15 protein-coding genes are annotated in these 15,664 nt (G+C 70.6%); 2 read left to right on the top strand and 13 right to left on the bottom strand.

The window, feature by feature from the left end; genetic code table 11:
- Window positions 1-147: 147 nt before the first annotated feature.
- Entirely contained in the window at window positions 148-2,235 is a 2,088-nt protein-coding gene (locus ACGFIS_RS17355) for a 3-hydroxyacyl-CoA dehydrogenase NAD-binding domain-containing protein (protein ID WP_392971635.1), read from the bottom strand.
- Between the two features lie 104 nt (window positions 2,236-2,339).
- Window positions 2,340-3,542: a thiolase family protein gene (locus tag ACGFIS_RS17350; protein ID WP_392898651.1), complete on the bottom strand. Its 1,203-nt coding sequence runs from the start codon at window positions 3,540-3,542 to the stop codon at window positions 2,340-2,342.
- Window positions 3,543-3,790: 248 nt separating this feature from the next.
- Between ACGFIS_RS17350 and ACGFIS_RS17345 the strand changes: the two genes are divergently transcribed.
- The gene (locus tag ACGFIS_RS17345) at window positions 3,791-5,605 is read left to right on the top strand and encodes an AMP-binding protein (RefSeq protein WP_392971632.1); all 1,815 of its coding nucleotides are present in this window, start codon (window positions 3,791-3,793) and stop codon (window positions 5,603-5,605) included.
- Here the strand turns inward: ACGFIS_RS17345 and ACGFIS_RS17340 are convergent.
- The 3 genes from ACGFIS_RS17340 to ACGFIS_RS17330 are packed head-to-tail and all read right to left on the bottom strand — an operon-like array spanning window position 5,602 to window position 8,331.
- Entirely contained in the window at window positions 5,602-6,819 is a 1,218-nt protein-coding gene (locus tag ACGFIS_RS17340; protein WP_392898645.1) for a sensor histidine kinase, read from the bottom strand. The two genes, ACGFIS_RS17345 and ACGFIS_RS17340, sit on opposite strands and share 4 nt — an antisense overlap.
- Window positions 6,816-7,478, bottom strand: coding sequence for a response regulator transcription factor (locus tag ACGFIS_RS17335; protein ID WP_392898643.1), 663 nt, complete (start codon window positions 7,476-7,478; stop codon window positions 6,816-6,818). Before ACGFIS_RS17335 ends, ACGFIS_RS17340 begins: the two co-directional genes overlap by 4 nt.
- A 43-nt stretch (window positions 7,479-7,521) precedes the next feature.
- Window positions 7,522-8,331, bottom strand: coding sequence for a hypothetical protein (locus ACGFIS_RS17330; protein ID WP_392971629.1), 810 nt, complete (start codon window positions 8,329-8,331; stop codon window positions 7,522-7,524).
- A 223-nt stretch (window positions 8,332-8,554) separates the two neighbouring features.
- Here ACGFIS_RS17330 and ACGFIS_RS17325 point away from each other — a divergent pair, with 223 nt between their 5' ends.
- Complete coding sequence (locus ACGFIS_RS17325) at window positions 8,555-10,597, top strand: SpoIIE family protein phosphatase (protein WP_392899587.1); 2,043 nt, start codon at window positions 8,555-8,557, stop codon at window positions 10,595-10,597.
- Between the two features lie 163 nt (window positions 10,598-10,760).
- On the opposite strand, the gene xerC is transcribed toward ACGFIS_RS17325, so the two are convergent.
- The 8 genes from xerC to ACGFIS_RS17285 all read right to left on the bottom strand — a co-directional run bounded on the left by xerC (window position 10,761) and on the right by ACGFIS_RS17285 (window position 15,286).
- Entirely contained in the window at window positions 10,761-11,906 is a 1,146-nt protein-coding gene (gene xerC / locus ACGFIS_RS17320; protein ID WP_392971626.1) for a tyrosine recombinase XerC, read from the bottom strand.
- On the bottom strand, window positions 11,878-12,063 hold the full coding sequence (locus ACGFIS_RS17315; protein ID WP_392971623.1) for a CopG family ribbon-helix-helix protein: 186 nt from the start codon (window positions 12,061-12,063) through the stop codon (window positions 11,878-11,880). Before ACGFIS_RS17315 ends, xerC begins: the two co-directional genes overlap by 29 nt.
- Before the next feature lie 153 nt (window positions 12,064-12,216).
- Window positions 12,217-12,390 (bottom strand): helix-turn-helix domain-containing protein, encoded by a 174-nt coding sequence (locus tag ACGFIS_RS17310; protein ID WP_392971620.1) that lies wholly within the window; start codon window positions 12,388-12,390, stop codon window positions 12,217-12,219.
- A 167-nt stretch (window positions 12,391-12,557) separates the two neighbouring features.
- Window positions 12,558-14,318: a cell division protein FtsK gene (locus ACGFIS_RS17305; RefSeq protein WP_392971617.1), complete on the bottom strand. Its 1,761-nt coding sequence runs from the start codon at window positions 14,316-14,318 to the stop codon at window positions 12,558-12,560.
- Between the two features lie 35 nt (window positions 14,319-14,353).
- On the bottom strand, window positions 14,354-14,698 hold the full coding sequence (locus tag ACGFIS_RS17300) for a hypothetical protein (protein ID WP_392971614.1): 345 nt from the start codon (window positions 14,696-14,698) through the stop codon (window positions 14,354-14,356).
- A 29-nt stretch (window positions 14,699-14,727) separates the two neighbouring features.
- Complete coding sequence (locus ACGFIS_RS17295) at window positions 14,728-14,916, bottom strand: hypothetical protein (protein WP_392971611.1); 189 nt, start codon at window positions 14,914-14,916, stop codon at window positions 14,728-14,730.
- Between the two features lie 11 nt (window positions 14,917-14,927).
- On the bottom strand, window positions 14,928-15,074 hold the full coding sequence (locus ACGFIS_RS17290) for a hypothetical protein (protein WP_392971608.1): 147 nt from the start codon (window positions 15,072-15,074) through the stop codon (window positions 14,928-14,930).
- A 2-nt stretch (window positions 15,075-15,076) separates the two neighbouring features.
- The gene (locus ACGFIS_RS17285) at window positions 15,077-15,286 is read right to left on the bottom strand and encodes a hypothetical protein (protein WP_392971605.1); all 210 of its coding nucleotides are present in this window, start codon (window positions 15,284-15,286) and stop codon (window positions 15,077-15,079) included.
- Between the last annotated feature and the right edge of the window lie 378 nt (window positions 15,287-15,664).

Genomic DNA, 15,664 nt, shown 5'->3' with positions numbered 1-15,664 from the left:
CGACACGGCCGTCAGTCGTATGCCCATATGTGCGCGCCTTATCGCGGCCGAAACGCGGGCATGCCCATGGAGTGGGGGAACGCCGGAAAAGGGGCGTCTCGAATCCGGTTCGAAACGCCCCTTTCCGGTTTCGGGAGCGGCGGGGGACTAGGCGGGCAGGGACGCCACCCCGGGTTCCAGGAAGCGGCGGCCGGTCGCCTTTTCGGCGACGCCCGACCGGTCGAGGTACGGGGTGATGCCGCCGAGGTGGAACGGCCAGCCGGCGCCGAGGATCATGCACAGGTCGATGTCCTGCGGGGCCGCGACGACGCCCTCGTCCAGCATGATGCGGATCTCGTCGGCGAGCGCGGTGAGCGCCCGGTCGAGGACCTGCTCCTCGGTCGACGGGTTCGCGCCCCCGGCGAAGATCTCCACGACCTCGGGGTCGACGGAGAAGTCCGGCAGGTACACGCCGGACTTGCCGGACGCGACCAGCTTCGCGAGATTGTCCGACAGCGGGAACCGGTCCGGGAACGCCTCGTGCAGCGTCTCGTTCACGTGCAGCGCGATCGCGGGCCCGACGAGTCCCATCAGCACGAACGGCGGCATCGGCAGGCCCAGCGGGGCGGCGGAACGCTCGGCCACCTCGATCGGCGTGCCCTCGTCCACCGTCTGGACGATCTCGGCCAGCAGCCGCAGCAGGACGCGGTTGACGACGAACGCCGGGGCGTCCTTGACCAGCACGCACGACTTCTTCAGCGCCTTGCCGGTCGCGAACGCGGTCGCCAGCGCCGCGTCGCCGGTGCGCTCGCCCCGGACGATCTCCAGCAGCGGCAGCACCGCGACGGGGTTGAAGAAGTGGAAGCCGACGACCCGCTCGGGATGCCGCAGCCCGGACGCCATCTCGCCGACCGACAGCGAGGAGGTGTTGGTCGCGAGGACGCACTCGGCCGAGACGTGCTCCTCGACCTCGGCGAACACCTTCTTCTTCACCGACATCTCCTCGAACACGGCCTCGATGACGAAGTCGGCGTCGGCGAACGCCTCCTTGCCGAGCGAGCCGGTGATCAGCGACGTGAGCCGGTTGGCCTTGTCGGGGGAGATGCGTCCCTTGCCGAGCAGCTTGCCGATCTCGTCGTGCGCGTAGCCGACGCCCTTGTCCAGGCGCTCCCGGTCGATGTCGGTCAGCACGACCGGCACCTCCAGGCGGCGCGCGAACAGCAGCGCGAGCTGCGAGGCCATCAGGCCCGCGCCGACGACGCCGACCTTGGTGACCTTGCGGGCCAGGGACGTGTCGGGCGCCCCGGCGGGCCTCTTCGCGCGCTTCTGGGTGAGGTCGAACGAGTACAGCCCGGCGCGCAGCTCGTCGCTCATGATGAGGTCGGCGAGTGCGTCGTCCTCGGCGGCGAAGCCCTCGTCGCGGGTGCGGTCCTTGGCCGCGGCGATCAGATCCAGTGCCCGGGTGAAGGACGGTGCGGCGCCGTGGAGCTTGCCGTCCACGTTCCAGCGCGCCATCGCGACCGCGTCGTCCCACGCCTTGCCCTTGTCGACCTCGGGCCGCCGGACGGTGATCTCCCCGTTCAGGACGCGGGCCGTCCAGGAGAGCGACTCCTCCAGGAAGTCGGCCGAGTCGAAGATCGCGTCGGCGATGCCGAGGTCGTACGCCTGCCCGCCCTTGAGCGTGCGGTTCTGGGCCATCGGGTTGTCGATGACGACCTTGAGCGCCTTCTCCGCGCCGATCAGCCTCGGCAGCAGGTACGTCCCGCCCCAGCCGGGCACGAGCCCGAGGAACGTCTCCGGCAGCGCGAACGCCGGGACACCGGACGAGATCGTCCGGTACGTGCAGTGCAGGCCGATCTCGACGCCGCCGCCCATCGCCGCGCCGTTGTAGTAGGCGAACGACGGCACGCCCAGCTCGCCGAGCCGCCGGAACACGTCGTGGCCCAGCCTGCCGATGGCGTGCGCGTCCGCGCGGGACCCGATCAGCGGGACGCCGTTCAGGTCGGCGCCGACGGCGAAGATGAACGGCTTGCCCGTGACGCCGACGGCGACGATGTCGTCGCGTCCGGCGACGGCGTCGATGGCGGTGTTCAGCTCGGCGAGGCCGTTCGGGCCGAAGGTGTTGGGCTTGGTGTGGTCGTGCCCGTTGTCGAGTGTGATGAGGGCGAGGGTGCCCGCGCCGTGGGGGAGCGCCACGTCCCTGACGTACGCGCGCGTGACGACCTCGTCCGCGAAGAGTCCCGCGAGGCTGCTCACTGTGTCCTTTCCGGGGGCGGTCCCCCGGACCCCCCGAACGACTTCGTCGCTCACTGTGTCCTCTCCGGGGGCGGTCCCCCGGACCCCCCGAACGACTTCGTCGCTCATTTGGTGCCCTCCCAGCCGACGTTCTCCCAGAGGACGGTTCCGCCCATGCCCATGCCCACGCACATCGTGGTCAGTCCGTACCGGACGCCGGTGCGCTCCTCGAACAGGCGCGACAGCTGGTTCATCAGCCGCACGCCGGACGAGGCGAGGGGGTGCCCGAGGGCGATCGCGCCGCCCCACGGATTCACCCGCGCGTCGTCGTCGGCGATCTTGAAGTGCTCCAGGAACGCCAGCACCTGCACCGCGAACGCCTCGTTGATCTCGATGAGGCCGATGTCGTCCATGGTCAGCGCGTTGCGGGCGAGGAGCCGCTCGGTGGCCGGGACGGGCCCGACGCCCATCACCTCCGGCTCCACACCGGCGAAGGAGAAGTCGACGAGCCGCATCTTCGGGGTGAGGCCGAGGTCGCGGGCCACGTCCTCGGCGGCCAGCAGGCAGGCGGTGGCGCCGTCGTTGAGCCCCGCGGCGTTCCCCGGCGTGACGTTGCCGTGCACGCGGAACGGGGTCTTCAGCTTGGCCAGGTCCTCCAGCGTCGTGCCGGGACGCGGCGGCTCGTCCTCGGTCGCGAGCCCCCATCCCTTCTCCGCGGAGCGGATCGCGGTGGGCGCGAGGTCCGGCTGGATCTTGCCGGCCGCGTAGGCGGCGGCGACCTTCTGCTGGCTGCGGACGGCGTAGGCGTCCGCGCGGTCCTTGGTGATGCCGGGGAACCGGTCGTGCAGGTTCTCGGCGGTGGAGCCCATGACCAGGGCGGACGGGTCGACGAGCCTGTCGGCGAGGAACCGCGGGTTCGGGTCGACGCCCTCGCCCATCGGGTGGCGTCCCATGTGCTCGACGCCGCCGGCGATGACGACGTCGTAGGAGCCGAACGAGATGCCGGCGCCGGACGTGGTCACGGCGGTCATCGCCCCCGCGCACATGCGGTCGACGGCGTACCCGGGGACGCTCTTGGGCAGCCCGGCCAGCACGGCGGCGGACCGCCCGATGGTCAGGCCCTGGTCGCCGGTCTGGGTGGTGGCGGCGATCGCGACCTCGTCCACCCGCTCGGGCGGGAGGGACGGGTTGCGGCGCATGAGCTCGCGGATGGCGCGGACGACGAGGTCGTCGGCGCGGGTGTCCGCGTACAGGCCCTTGGGGCCGGCCTTGCCGAACGGCGTGCGTACGCCGTCGACGAACACGACGTCGCGTGCGGTACGAGGCACGGATCGTCCTCTCTTGAGGGTTCGGTGGCGGTCTGGCTGGGGCGAAGGTGGGGCTCGGTGAAGGGTGTCGGGCCTCGTGCCGCCCTGCCTGTTTCCGGCGGCACGAGTGCCCGCGACGGCGATGCTACTCGCCGGTAACCGCAAATACTACTCGTCAGTAACCACTGACGGAGGTGTGGCGTCCCGCGCTCTTGTTCGGCCGGTGACGGGTGGGTAACGTGACTCGAAATCACCGGAGGAGGGGCACGGTGACGCACGCGAGGCCCGCATACCGGCCCGGGGTACGCCGGCGGATCGGGCATATCCGCGATCTCACCGCGCTCCTGCTGCGCACCGGACTGCTGTTCGCCGGCGGCCCCCGCCGCATGCTCCGGCAGGCCGGCACGCTGCGCCGCTGGGGCACCACGCTCGCCGGGCTGGTCGCCGCGTCCGCCGCGCGCTCCCCGTCCCGGCTCGCGCTGATCGACGACGAGGGCGCCCTCACCTTCGCCGAACTCGACGAGCGCGCCGCGCGGCTCGCCGCCGGGCTGCCGCTGCACGGCCCCCGCCCCCGCGTCGGGGTGCTGTGCCGCAACCACCGCGGCATGGCCCTGACGCTCGTCGCGTGCAGCCGCCGGGGCGCCGAGGTCGTCCTGCTGAACACCGGCTTCGGAACGGGCCAGCTCCGCGCCGTGCTCGGCGAACTGCGCCCCGCCCTCATCGTCGCCGACGCCGAGTTCGCGCCACTGCTCCGGAACGTGCCCATCGCCCTGCGCCGGACCGTCCTGTGGGCCGACCGGCGCCCCGGCCCCCCGCGCGGGATGCCGCTGGCCGCGCCCGTCCCCGCCGGGACGCTGGCGCCCCCGCCGCCGCGCACCGACGTCGAGCCCGCCCCGCCCGCCCCGGCGGAGAAGGGCCCGAGCATCAAGGAGATCATCGGCTCGGTCCCCGCGTCCGGCGTGCAGGCGGACGGGCCGCCGCAGATCCAGAGCCGCACGATCATGCTCAGCTCCGGCACCACCGGACGCCCGAAGGGCGCCCGCCGCCCGCCCCGCCCCGGGCTGTGGCCGCTGGCCTCGATGACGTCCCGGATCCCGCTCCGCGCCCGGCAGACCATGATCATCGAAGCGCCGCTGTTCCACACCTGGGGCTACGCCGCCCTCCAGATGGCGTGGGCGCTGCGGGCCCCGGTCGTCCTGCACCGCCGGTTCGACCCCGAGCAGACGCTGCGCGCCGTCGCCTCCCACCGCGACACCACCGTGTTCGCCGTCCCCGTGATGCTCCAGCGGATCCTCGAACTGCCCGCCGGGGCCCGCGCCGTCTACGACACGTCCTCGCTGCGGATCGTGGCGATCAGCGGCGCCGCGCTGCCCGGCGACCTGGCCACCCGCTTCATGGACGCGTTCGGCGACCGGCTCTACAACGTCTACGGCTCCACCGAGGTGTCCTGGGTGTCCATCGCCACCCCGAGGGACCTGCGGATCGACCCGCGCACCGCCGGCCGCCCGCCGCGCAACACCTCGCTCGCCATCCTCGGCGAGGAGGGCGCCAGGCTCGGCCGCTCCACCATCGGGCAGATCTACGCCGCGAACGAGCTGCTGTTCGAGGGCTACACCGCCGGCGAGCCGATGGAGGTCCGCGACGGGCTGCTCGCCACCGGCGACCTCGGCCACGTCGACCACCGCGGGCTGCTGTTCGTGGACGGCCGCGGCGACGGCCTGGTCGTCTCGGGCGGCGAGAACATCCTTCCGCGCGACGTGGAGGACGCCCTGCTGCGGCTCCCGGAGATCGGCGAGGCCGCCGTCGTCGGCGTCCCCGACGACGAATGGGGGCAGCGGCTCGCCGCCTACGTCGTCCTGCGGCCCGGGGCCCGGCTGGACGCGGGCGCCGTCCGCGACTACGTGCACGAGCAGGTCGCCCGGTACGCGGTGCCCCGCGACGTGCACTTCATCGCCGAGCTGCCGCGCAACTCCACCGGCAAGGTCGTGCACCGCTGGCTCACCGCACACCCCGGCCGGCCGCGGCCCGAGGGACGCGTCGACTGGCCGGCCGTGGGCGCGGAGCAGGCCGGCCGGGCGGGCTAAGGCGCGGCGGCCTCCAGGGAGGGCTCCGGGGAGGGCTCCGCGGACAGCGGCAGCAGGGCCGTGACGGACAGGCCGCCGCCCGGCCGCGGGACCGCCTCGACCGTGCCGCCGTGCGCGTCCACCACCGCCCGGACGATCGACAGCCCGAGACCCGCACCGTCCTTCGACCCCGTCCGGTCCGCGCGCAGCCGCCGGAACGGCTCGAACAGCGTCCCGGCCTCGTAGGACGGGACGGGCCGGCCGGTGTTGACGACCTGCAGGAACGCGTCGCCGCCCCGGACGCCGGTACGCACCCACACCCGCCCTTCCCGCACGTTGTACTTCACGGCGTTCTCCAGCAGGTTCACCGCGCAGCGCTCCAGCAGGACGGGATCGCCGGTCACCACCGCCGGCGCGAGCCTGGCCTCGACGTCAACGTCGGCGGCCTGATCGTCGAGCTGGTCGAGCGCGCTGCGGATCACGTCCGGCAGCGGAGTGCCGACCCGGGTGCTCGGGTCCCGCTCCGACCTGGCGAGCGTCAGCAGCCCCTCGATCAGCCGCTCGTGGCGCGCCGTGTTGCCGAGCAGCACGTCCGCCAGCGCCTTGGTCTCCGGCGGGCTCCTGCGGCTGGCCAGCGCCACCTCCAGCACCGTCCGGTTGATCGTCAGCGGCGTGCGCAGCTCGTGCGACGCGTTCGCGACGAACCGGCGCTGGCCGTCGAACGCGCGGTTCAGCCGGTCCAGCATCCGGTCGAACGTGTCGGCCAGGTCCTTGATCTCGTCCTGCGGGCCCTCCAGCGCGATCCGCTCGTGCAGATTGCTCTCCGACAGCCGCCGCGCCGTCGCGGTCACCCTGTGCAGCGGACGCAGCATCCGCCCCGCCACCACGTACCCGATCACCACCGCGAGGACGCCGACGACCAGCATCAGCAGCAGCGAACTCTGCAGCAGCTGCTCCAGCACGTCGCGCTTCTCCTGGGCGTACTGCCGGTCGGCCTCCTCCTTCAACGCGATCAGCTGCGCGATCCCGTCCTGCGTGGACAGGTTCCCCTGGGACGAGAGGGTCCGCAGCCGCGTGACCAGCGCGGGGTCCAGGCCTTCGCTTCCAGAGAGGCGCTGATCCATCGTCCGCACCGTCAGCAGGTACGTCACCGTGACCAGAACCGCCGACGTCGCCAGGAACAGCGACCCGTACACCAGCGTCAGCCGCGCCCGCACACTCAGCCTCGGGATCATCGCGCCTCCAGCCGGTACCCGGAACCCGTCACCGTCTCGATCACCGGCGGCTGCCCCAGCTTGCGGCGCAGCGTCGCCATCGTCACCCGGACGATGTTGCTGAACGGGTCGATGTTCTCGTCCCACGCCCGCTCCAGCAGCCGCTCGGCGCTCACCACGCCGCCCTCCGCCCGCAGCAGCTCCTCCAGCACGGCGAACTCCTTCTTCGTCAGCCGCAGTTCCCGCCCGTCCCGCGCCGCCCTGCGCCGATGCGGGTCCAGCCGGACGCCCCGGCGCTCCAGCACCGGCGGCACCGGCGGCCCCGACCTGCGCCCCAGTGCCCGCACCCGCGCCACCAGCTCACCGAACACGAACGGCTTCGGCAGGTAGTCGTCGGCGCCGAGCGACAGCCCGTCCACCCGGTCGCCGACGTCCCCCGCGGCGGTCAGCATCAAAATCCGCGCGGGGCTCCGCCGCTCCACCAGCTCCCGGCAGACCTCGTCCCCGTGGACCGTCGGCAGGTCCCGGTCGAGGACCACCACGGCGTACTCGTTGTACGAGGCCAGCTCCAGCGCCTCATCGCCGTCGTACACCACGTCGACGGCGATCGCCTCCTCGCGAAGCCCCTCGGCGATCGCGTCCGCCAGCACCCGCTCGTCCTCGACGATCAGTACACGCATGCCGCCGAGCATGACCGGCCGGAGGTTAAACCCCGGTAAGTATTCAGCGCTTCCAGCAGGTGTAGGTGACGGTCGCGGTTCCGCCCGGCGCGAACGACACCGTCCCGCTGCCGCTTCCGTCCAGGAAGCACAGCACCCTGGGGCGCACCGTCACCGCGACCGACGCCGAACGCCCCGCGGCGAGCTTGCCGCTCCCGTCCGCGCTGATCCGCGCGTCCCCGGACCGGACCGACGACACCGACCACTTCACCGCTCCGCCCCGCGCCGTCAGCCGGATCTCACACCGCGTCGGCAGCCCCACCGCCCGCACCCCGCGGCAGCCCGCGTCGTCGACCGACAACCGCCCGGGCCCCGCCGGCGTCTTCGCGGGCTTGTCGTCCTTGGCCGGAACCTTCGCCTTCTTCTTCTCCCGGGACGGCGTCGGCGACGGACTCGGCGCCGCGGGCGAGGTCATCGTCACCCTCGGCGGCGCCGCCACCGGCGACGTCTCGTCCCCGTCCGTCGACTCGAACAGCACGAGCATCACGGCGGTCAGCACGACCCCCGCCGCGACCCCGATGACCACCAGCCACCGATGCAGCCGCACGGGCGGATCCTGGCACTCTTCGCGCACCAGCTCGTACATCCGGTCCCGGAACGTCCCCGCGCCCGCGCCCTTGGCCGACAGCGCCAGCAGCGCGGCGTGGACCGCCTCCACCGCCGCGTCGTGGTCACCGACCAGCCCCTCGGCGTACTCGACCAGCTCGGGCCCGTACACGTCGTAGACCTGGTCCGCCGCGTCCGGGCGCTGATCCTCAAGCGCCATGGCCAGCCGGAAGTCCTCGTTCAGCGGGGAAGCGGTACGGATGGGCACGAACGGATTATCGCCTAACCCGCACGTGGATAAATGCGTCCGAAGCACACACTCCGCGCCCCCGCTTTGTCAGCGGGACATGAATAGCCGGGTCCGGACGGCGATGTGGGCGGCGGCGGACGTGGAAGCGCCCATCATGGAAATCGGAGCCGGTGAGCAAGCTATCGCCCGGCGTCATGGGTAGGGGACACCCGGGTGCGGTGGGTTGATGGAGGGACGCGTGATGCACGACGCCGGCGGGCGTGGGATGGGATGGCTTGCGCTGGAGGCGTTCGATCCGGCGCCGGTCGCCGTCGCGCTGACCATCGGGCCCGAACACCGGCTGGTGTACACCAACCTCGCCTTCCGGGCCTACGTCGGCGACCGTCCGCTCGGCCAGCCGATCGGGTACGCGTTCGGCGATCAGGCGCAGCGGGACTACGGCGCCCTGTTCGACCACGTTCTGGCCACCGGGGAATCGGTCAACCTCGTCGAGGCGCTGGTGAGCCTGGTCCCCGCGGGCGGGGGCGGCGAGGAGCGGTTCTTCTCCTTCAGCCTGTCCCGGTTCACCCACGACCGGCCCGGAGTCCTGGTGATCGCGGTGGACGTCACCGAACAGGTCGCCGCGACGCGCCGGGCGGACCGGGCGACCGAGGAGCAGCGGCGCTGGCGCCGCCGGTTCGAGAGCCTGGTGTGGATGAGCGCGCAGATCGTGTGGGTGGCGGACCCGTCGGGCGGGGTGATCGAGTCGAGCGGGGGCTGGGAGCGCGTGACCGGGCAGAGCCGGGAGGAGTTCAGCGGTGACGGCTGGTCGGCCGCGCTGCATCCCGACGACCGCGGGCCGGCGCTCCGCTCGTGGAAGCGGACGCGCCGGCAGGCCCGTCCCTGGCACTACACCTACCGGGTGCGGACGCGGGACGGCGAGTACCGGCACTTCGAGCTCAATTCCGCGCCGGTGTACGAGAACGGCGCCGTGGTGGAATGGATCGGCACCTGCACGGATGTCGAGCAGCAGTGGCGGCGGCAGCAGCGCCAGGAGCTGCTCGACCGGGCCGCCGCGGCCGCCGCGGAGCATGCCGGACTGGCCGAGATGTTCGCCGCGCTCGCCGACGTGCTCGTCCCCGCCCTGGCCGACGGCTGCGGCGTGCACCTGCTCCCCGATCTGGTCGACCGTCCCCCCGGCGCCCCGATCGTCGGCCGGCGCATCGCCACCGCCGCGCGGGACGGCCTGCCCCGCCGGCCCCCGGCCGGTGACGAGGGGTTCGCCCCCGACAGCGGGTTCATCCGCGCGCTGCTGAAGCGCCGTCCGCTGTACCGCACGTTCCCGCCGGGCCGGCCGCCGGCCGACCTGCTGCCCAAGAGCACCGCCGCCTGGCTGACCGAGGTCAAGGCCACCAGCGTCGTGCTGATGCCGGTCGTCGTGGACGGCACCGTGGCGGCGGCGGTCACCGCCTCCCGGCGCGACGACCGCGCGCCCCTCGGGCCGGACGACATCGCTCTCATTCGGCAGATCTTCGAGCACACCCACGATGCGCTGAGCGGCGCCATCCGGTTCCACCGCGCCCAGCAGGTGGCCCTGGCCCTCCAGCACGGCCAGCTCGCCGACCCGCCCGAGCTCGCCGATCTGGACATCGTCGCCCGGTACCGGGCCAGCCCCGCGGCGGCCGAGGTGGGCGGCGACTGGTACGACTCGTTCGTCCTGCCCGACGGCGCGACGGTCCTGGCCATCGGCGACGTGGCCGGCCACGATCTGGGTGCCGCCGTCGGCATGAGCCAGCTGCGCAACATGCTGCGGGCCCTGACCGCCGACCGCATCGCCCCGCCCGGCGAGATCCTGCGCCGCCTCAACACCGCCATGGAGACGGTCGCCCCCGACACCACCGCGACCTGCATCCTGTCCAGAATCGAGCAACCCGAACCCGGCCGATGGCAGTTCACCCACGCCGCGGCCGGACACCCCCCACCACTCCTGTTCACCCCCGGCGGCCGCGGCCGTTTCCTAAAGGGCGCCACCAACCCCCTGCTGGGCGTCCCGGTCAACAGGCCCTACCGCAGCGCGACCGAGCCCCTTCCACCCGGCTCCACCCTCCTGCTCTACACCGACGGCCTCGTCGAACGCTCCGACGAAGACCCGGACACGAGCCTTTCCCGGCTCCGCAGCCGAGCATCCGCCCTCGCGCCCGGCCCCCTGGAGCATTTCTGCGACGGCCTCCTGGAGCACCGCCCACCGACCGGCACCGACGACATCGCCATGATCGCCCTGCGCGTCAGGGACCCTCAAGACTGACCCGCACCCACGCGACCATGGCCGGCACCCACCCCCGCCCACAGGACAGAGCGCGCCACCACCACGTCCAGCACCGCGGCTAATGCGGGTTTCGCCGTACTAGCGTGTTCTGCCTGCTCAGCGGGTTGGACGTCGTCCGGGGAGCCGATTCGGGAGCCAAATCCTAGGCTGACCTGGTCTTTTTGTCCTTGAAGATGACGTTCATCTTCTCAGCGCCTGTGGTGATGATGGGGCGGAGTTCGTGACGGTAGACGGTTTGCGTGGTGCGGGTGTCGGAGTGTCCGACGAGGTCACTGATCTTCTCCAGGGCAACGCCCTGGTCACTCATGATGGACACGAACGTGTGTCGGAGTTCGCGCGGCACCCATGACTCGCCGAGTCCGGCGGCTTGGGTGATGCTCTGGAAGCGGCGTAGGACGTCGTCACTCGTGTAGGGCATCCCGTCCTCCTTGCAGAAGACGAGATTGTGACCCTGCCACACGTCGCCCGCCTGGAGCTTCTCGGCGGCTTGCCGCTTGCGAAGCGCCGTGAGCGCGTCAACGGCCATATCCGCCACGGCGATACCTCGGCGACTCCTCTTGGTCTTCGTGTCGCCCCCCTCCCGATCGGAGCGGAGGACGTAGACGACCTTCTCTTTGAGATCCACGTCCGCCCAGGTGAGCGCGCGGAGTTCCTCCGTGCGCAGTCCCGAGACGATCGCGAGGATGACGTACGCGCCGAGTCGGTGACGCGGGTCCTGCGCGGTGCTGAGAAGTTCGGTCGCCTGTTTGAGCGAGAGGGACCGTGATCGCCTTGTGGGCCGCTTCCCCTGTGGTGTGTCGACCAGTAGGGCCACGTTCCGCCCCACCTTGTCGCGCCGCTCCGCGAGCCGGATCGACCGCCGAAGTAGACCGTGGACGATCTTGAGTGTCTGTGTGGTCATGTTCTCGGCGCACTCGTCAAGCCATGCCTCAACGTCGTCCGCCGTGAGGTCCGTGAGCTTGGTCTTGCCGATCTTGTTGATGATGTGATTGTCCGCGAGACCACGGTAGGTGTCCATGGTCGCCTCGCTCTTGCCCTGCTTGGCAAGGTGGACGAGGAGGGCGTTCACTGCCTTCTCTACCGTGAAGTTCCGTTCCTCCTGGACGCCCTTCTCAAGGTCGTCAACGGCCTTGATGAGCTTGTCTTTGACCTGTGCCTTGGTCCTGCCCTTCCTCTTGAGTCGCCTGCGCTTGCCGTCCGGGCCGAATCCGAGCGAGATGGCGCCGGTGTACCCGTCGCCCTCTTCGTAGATCGACCCCTCATGCTTCCCGATCAGGATCTTTGCCAACGGATCCCTCCTCGTGTCGATCGAGGTACTCCTTGACCGCCTTCCTGATGACCCACGACACGTCACGCTCTTGCGATGCGGCGTATCTGGCGAGCCGCTCCTTGAACGCGCCGTCCACGCGGACGGCTGGAAGCGTGGTCTTGTCGCCTGTGGTCATGTGCGCGTCCTCTCTCGTTTGATCTTGGTTCTACAGGTTGAGAGCGCGGTCGCGTCGATGCAGTTATCAAGAGGCGTGGTCTCGGGGCCTTCCCGTCCGGGGCGCGCCCCGAGACCTCTGTAGCGCAACGTAGCACAACGTGCTACGTGATCGTCAAGACTTGGCCTCTTCCAGGGAGGTGACGAACTCGGCGAGGTGGCGGTCAGTGATGCGGCGCAGCTTGCCGATCTTGATGCTGTGGAGTTGGCCGGTGCGGATGAGGAAGTAGACCTTGTCCCGTCCGATGTTGAGGATCTCGGCTACCTGCTCGACGGTGTACGCCTGCACGGGGCATCACCTCCTTTCACCCGGGATCGTCGTCCCGGGGTGTTGCGTGGGAGTGGGGTCGGTGATCATCTCCTTGGTTACGGTGAGTGCTCGTCTCCGTCTCGTCTCACGGGCGCATATGTTGCCCTTACGTGCAGGCGCGCGCGTGAGACGAGACGTTGAGACGATTACGAGACGTGATCGGACGCCTTGTAGCGTCCGCGTCCTACCTGGACGGCCCGACCGGACTTCACGAGTTCGGCGAGCCGCCGGTAGAGGGTGGGCCGGCTCAGCTCTGTGATCATCAGAAGGTGAGCGATCGGAAGGCCCTCGTCCGGCGCGCCGTCCAGGGCTTCCCTCAGAACGGTCTCGGCGCGGTCTTCGCTGGACGGTGCGACGGGGACGGACGGGTCTATGGGCGGGTTGACGGGTGCTGCACGCGCCTCGTCCAGGGCGCGGTGAGAGACCTCGTCCAGGTCCGGACGTAGGGGCGCGTGGCGTTCGGCCGTCTCGCCCACGATGGCATCGGTGAGGAGGTAGGCGCGGCCTCGTCGGGGTGTGTCGTGTTCGGGTGCGGAGAGCAGGAACTTGCCGGGGGCGTTCAGGGTGTGAGCGTGCCATCCGGCGCTGAGCATTCCTTGCCCAAGGATGAGATCGACGTCCTTGCGTTCGCGGACGCGGAAGCTTACGCGGACGTCCATCTGTGACCGGACGGCCCCCTTGCCCATGGCCTTCTGTGTCGGGCGCTGGGTAGCGGCGATGAGGGTCACGGCGACGGCCCGTCCGCGTCGTGCGATCGAGTCCGTGTCTGTGGCCGTGTCGGGTGCGTCGTCGGCGAGTTCGGCGTACTCGTCCACGAGGATGACGAGCGCGGGAAGGTCCGGGGATGGATCCCACACGCGCCGCCCCTGCGTCGTGAGCCATTCGGCGCGGCCTTCCAGGATCGTCACCGCGTCGCGCAGCATGGCGCGGGCTTGGTCGGAAGTGGTGGCGAGCCGATCGATACAGGACGCCCATGGCTGGAGTTCCATCCCGCGCTTGAGGTCAATGGCCCAGATGACCACGTCCCGACACGCGCTGAGGTTCCCCATCAGGACGTTAATCCCGCCGCTCTTGCCCGAACCGGCCACACCTCCGATAAGCCCGTGACGGCGCAGCAGCAGAACACGCGCGCCGGTCGCGTCTTCGAACGGGCCAAGGTCGATCGGTTCGCCGATGGACGAGACGGATGGTCCAGGCCATGGGATCGCGTCGGCGTGCGGGTCGGTGTCGAGTACCCGCAACTCGAACCGGTTGGCTTTGTCGTCGCGCGTCGGGAAGACGCGTACGGCCCCCCGGAACGTCCCGAGAGCGGACTCGATTGCCGGAACCTTGGCGATGACGTCCTGTATGGTCTGGCCGCGCGCTAGGGCGAACCGGGCTCGCCATCCCCACACGTCCACCACCGCGGATTGCGCCCGCGATCCGGAGAGCCCGACCGATTGCGCGATCTCAGGCCAAGCGGCTATCTGGCGGTCGACGCGCACCTTGGCGCGCCGTCGCCGATGTACCCACCACGGCAGAGCGAGTACGAGTCCACCAAGGGCGAGGATCTGGGGGAGCGGCGAGAACGTGATGCCGAGAGCGGCCACGCCGGCGAGCCATCCGCCACTCGCCATGACGACGGCGGCGCCGTACAGTCGCTCAATCCGCAGAGCGAGCCCGACCCGGTCCCCGAATACGGCCAGAGCCCACGCGGCGACCATCGCGACTCCGAGCAGGTACGGCCACCATTCCGAATGCGCGCCGTGCAGGACCGCACCCCCAATCGCCAGCGTCACGGCAAGATAGAACGGGGCAAGTTCGGACCGATAACGCCACAGCGCACGCCCGACCAGCACGGCGGCGACGTCCGGGAACTGGTCATCGCTGTTGATGACGACCATGGGTTGCAGGCCGTTGCGGCGCATCTTGTGCGCGTGCCGTCGCATCTGACGTGTCCGGCTCATGGACGCCCCCACGATTCCGGGGGCAGATGCCCTTGGGCACGCAGCTCATCGCGCAGGTAGTACAGCGGATCGGGTTCGGCGTCGCGTTCGGCGTTGAGGGTGGCGCGTCCGGCGGCCACCAGGTTCGCACGGTCCCGTCGAACCTTGGCAAGTGCGGCGGCGAGGCGGGTGATTTCGGAGACGAGCGCGGGGAAGTCGGCGAGCGCGGCGTTGAGGCGTAGCCACAGGGCGGCGACGGCAGGCATTGCTTCGGAGAGTGCGGAGACGATTTCGCGTGCGGCGAGGTTGCGGGTACGGACCTCCGGTAGGTCGACTTTGAGGTTGTGCGGGTTGTCAGGCACTCGGGCATCACTCCCTTCGGTCGGGGATGTCAGTGCTGAGAGACGGACTGGACGAGGGCGGCCACCAGTCGGCGGATCTCGGGGGCGGCGCTGGTGGCGGCGAGGAAGAACCCGAACAGCAGGCACACCACCACGTGCCACGCGCGCAGGCCCATGTAGCGCCACGCGAGCCACACGACGATGCCGAGGATCACCACCAGAGGAACCGAGACGTTCACCGCGTCCCCCCTCACAGCCACAGGTCGGGGAACCGCGAGCCGCGCCCCCGCCGCTGCCACCTGGCGCGGGCGCGGCACTTGCGGCACCGCCGGTTACCGGGCTCCAGCCGTGCGCCGCAGGCGCAGGCGTAGCCGGTGATGATGCGAGGTAGGCGCATGCTCACCGCCCCGCCGTGACGCGAGTGGGGACCTCGTCACACGTCCGTGTGCTGAGCAGGCGGCGCGAGGCGGTGCCAGCCCGTGAGGACGAGGCCCGTCCGCGCAAGGCGCGGCGCTCTTCGGTGTGGATGCCGATGACGAGCATGGCGAAGATTCCGCAGGTGGAGCCAGCGAGGAAGACGGCGACGAGGGCGGCCAAGAAAAGGATCATTTGCGATCACTCCTCTCGTAAGGCCCGTATCCGGCGGGGGCGGCTCGGGCGTTCGGTGGCTTACGAGAACGAGAATGCGCCTGACCAGGGGGACGAGATCACTACATGACTGGACGTGTTCATGACGTCCTTCTAAGGTTGATCGCGTCCCAGGACGTCCCGGAATCCGGACGGGTGCATGCCGAACGAACGCCTACGCGCAACCCTGCTAGAGCAGGGCTTGACTATCGCCACGCTCGCCGAGTCGATCGACGTGGACCCCAAGACGGTAGAACGGTGGATCGTAAGCATTCAGGCCGTTCACGGGCTGTGCTGCTGGTTGGGCCGTGTGCGACCGTCCGTCATGTTGATCATTGAGGGTGGGCGTGGTGTGATCAT

It is taken from the genome of Spirillospora sp. NPDC048824 (genome assembly GCF_043198455.1).
Lineage (GTDB): Bacteria > Actinomycetota > Actinomycetes > Streptosporangiales > Streptosporangiaceae > Spirillospora.
The sequence above is the reverse complement of the archived record's forward strand: the minus strand, read 5'-3'. Positions and strand labels throughout refer to the sequence as shown.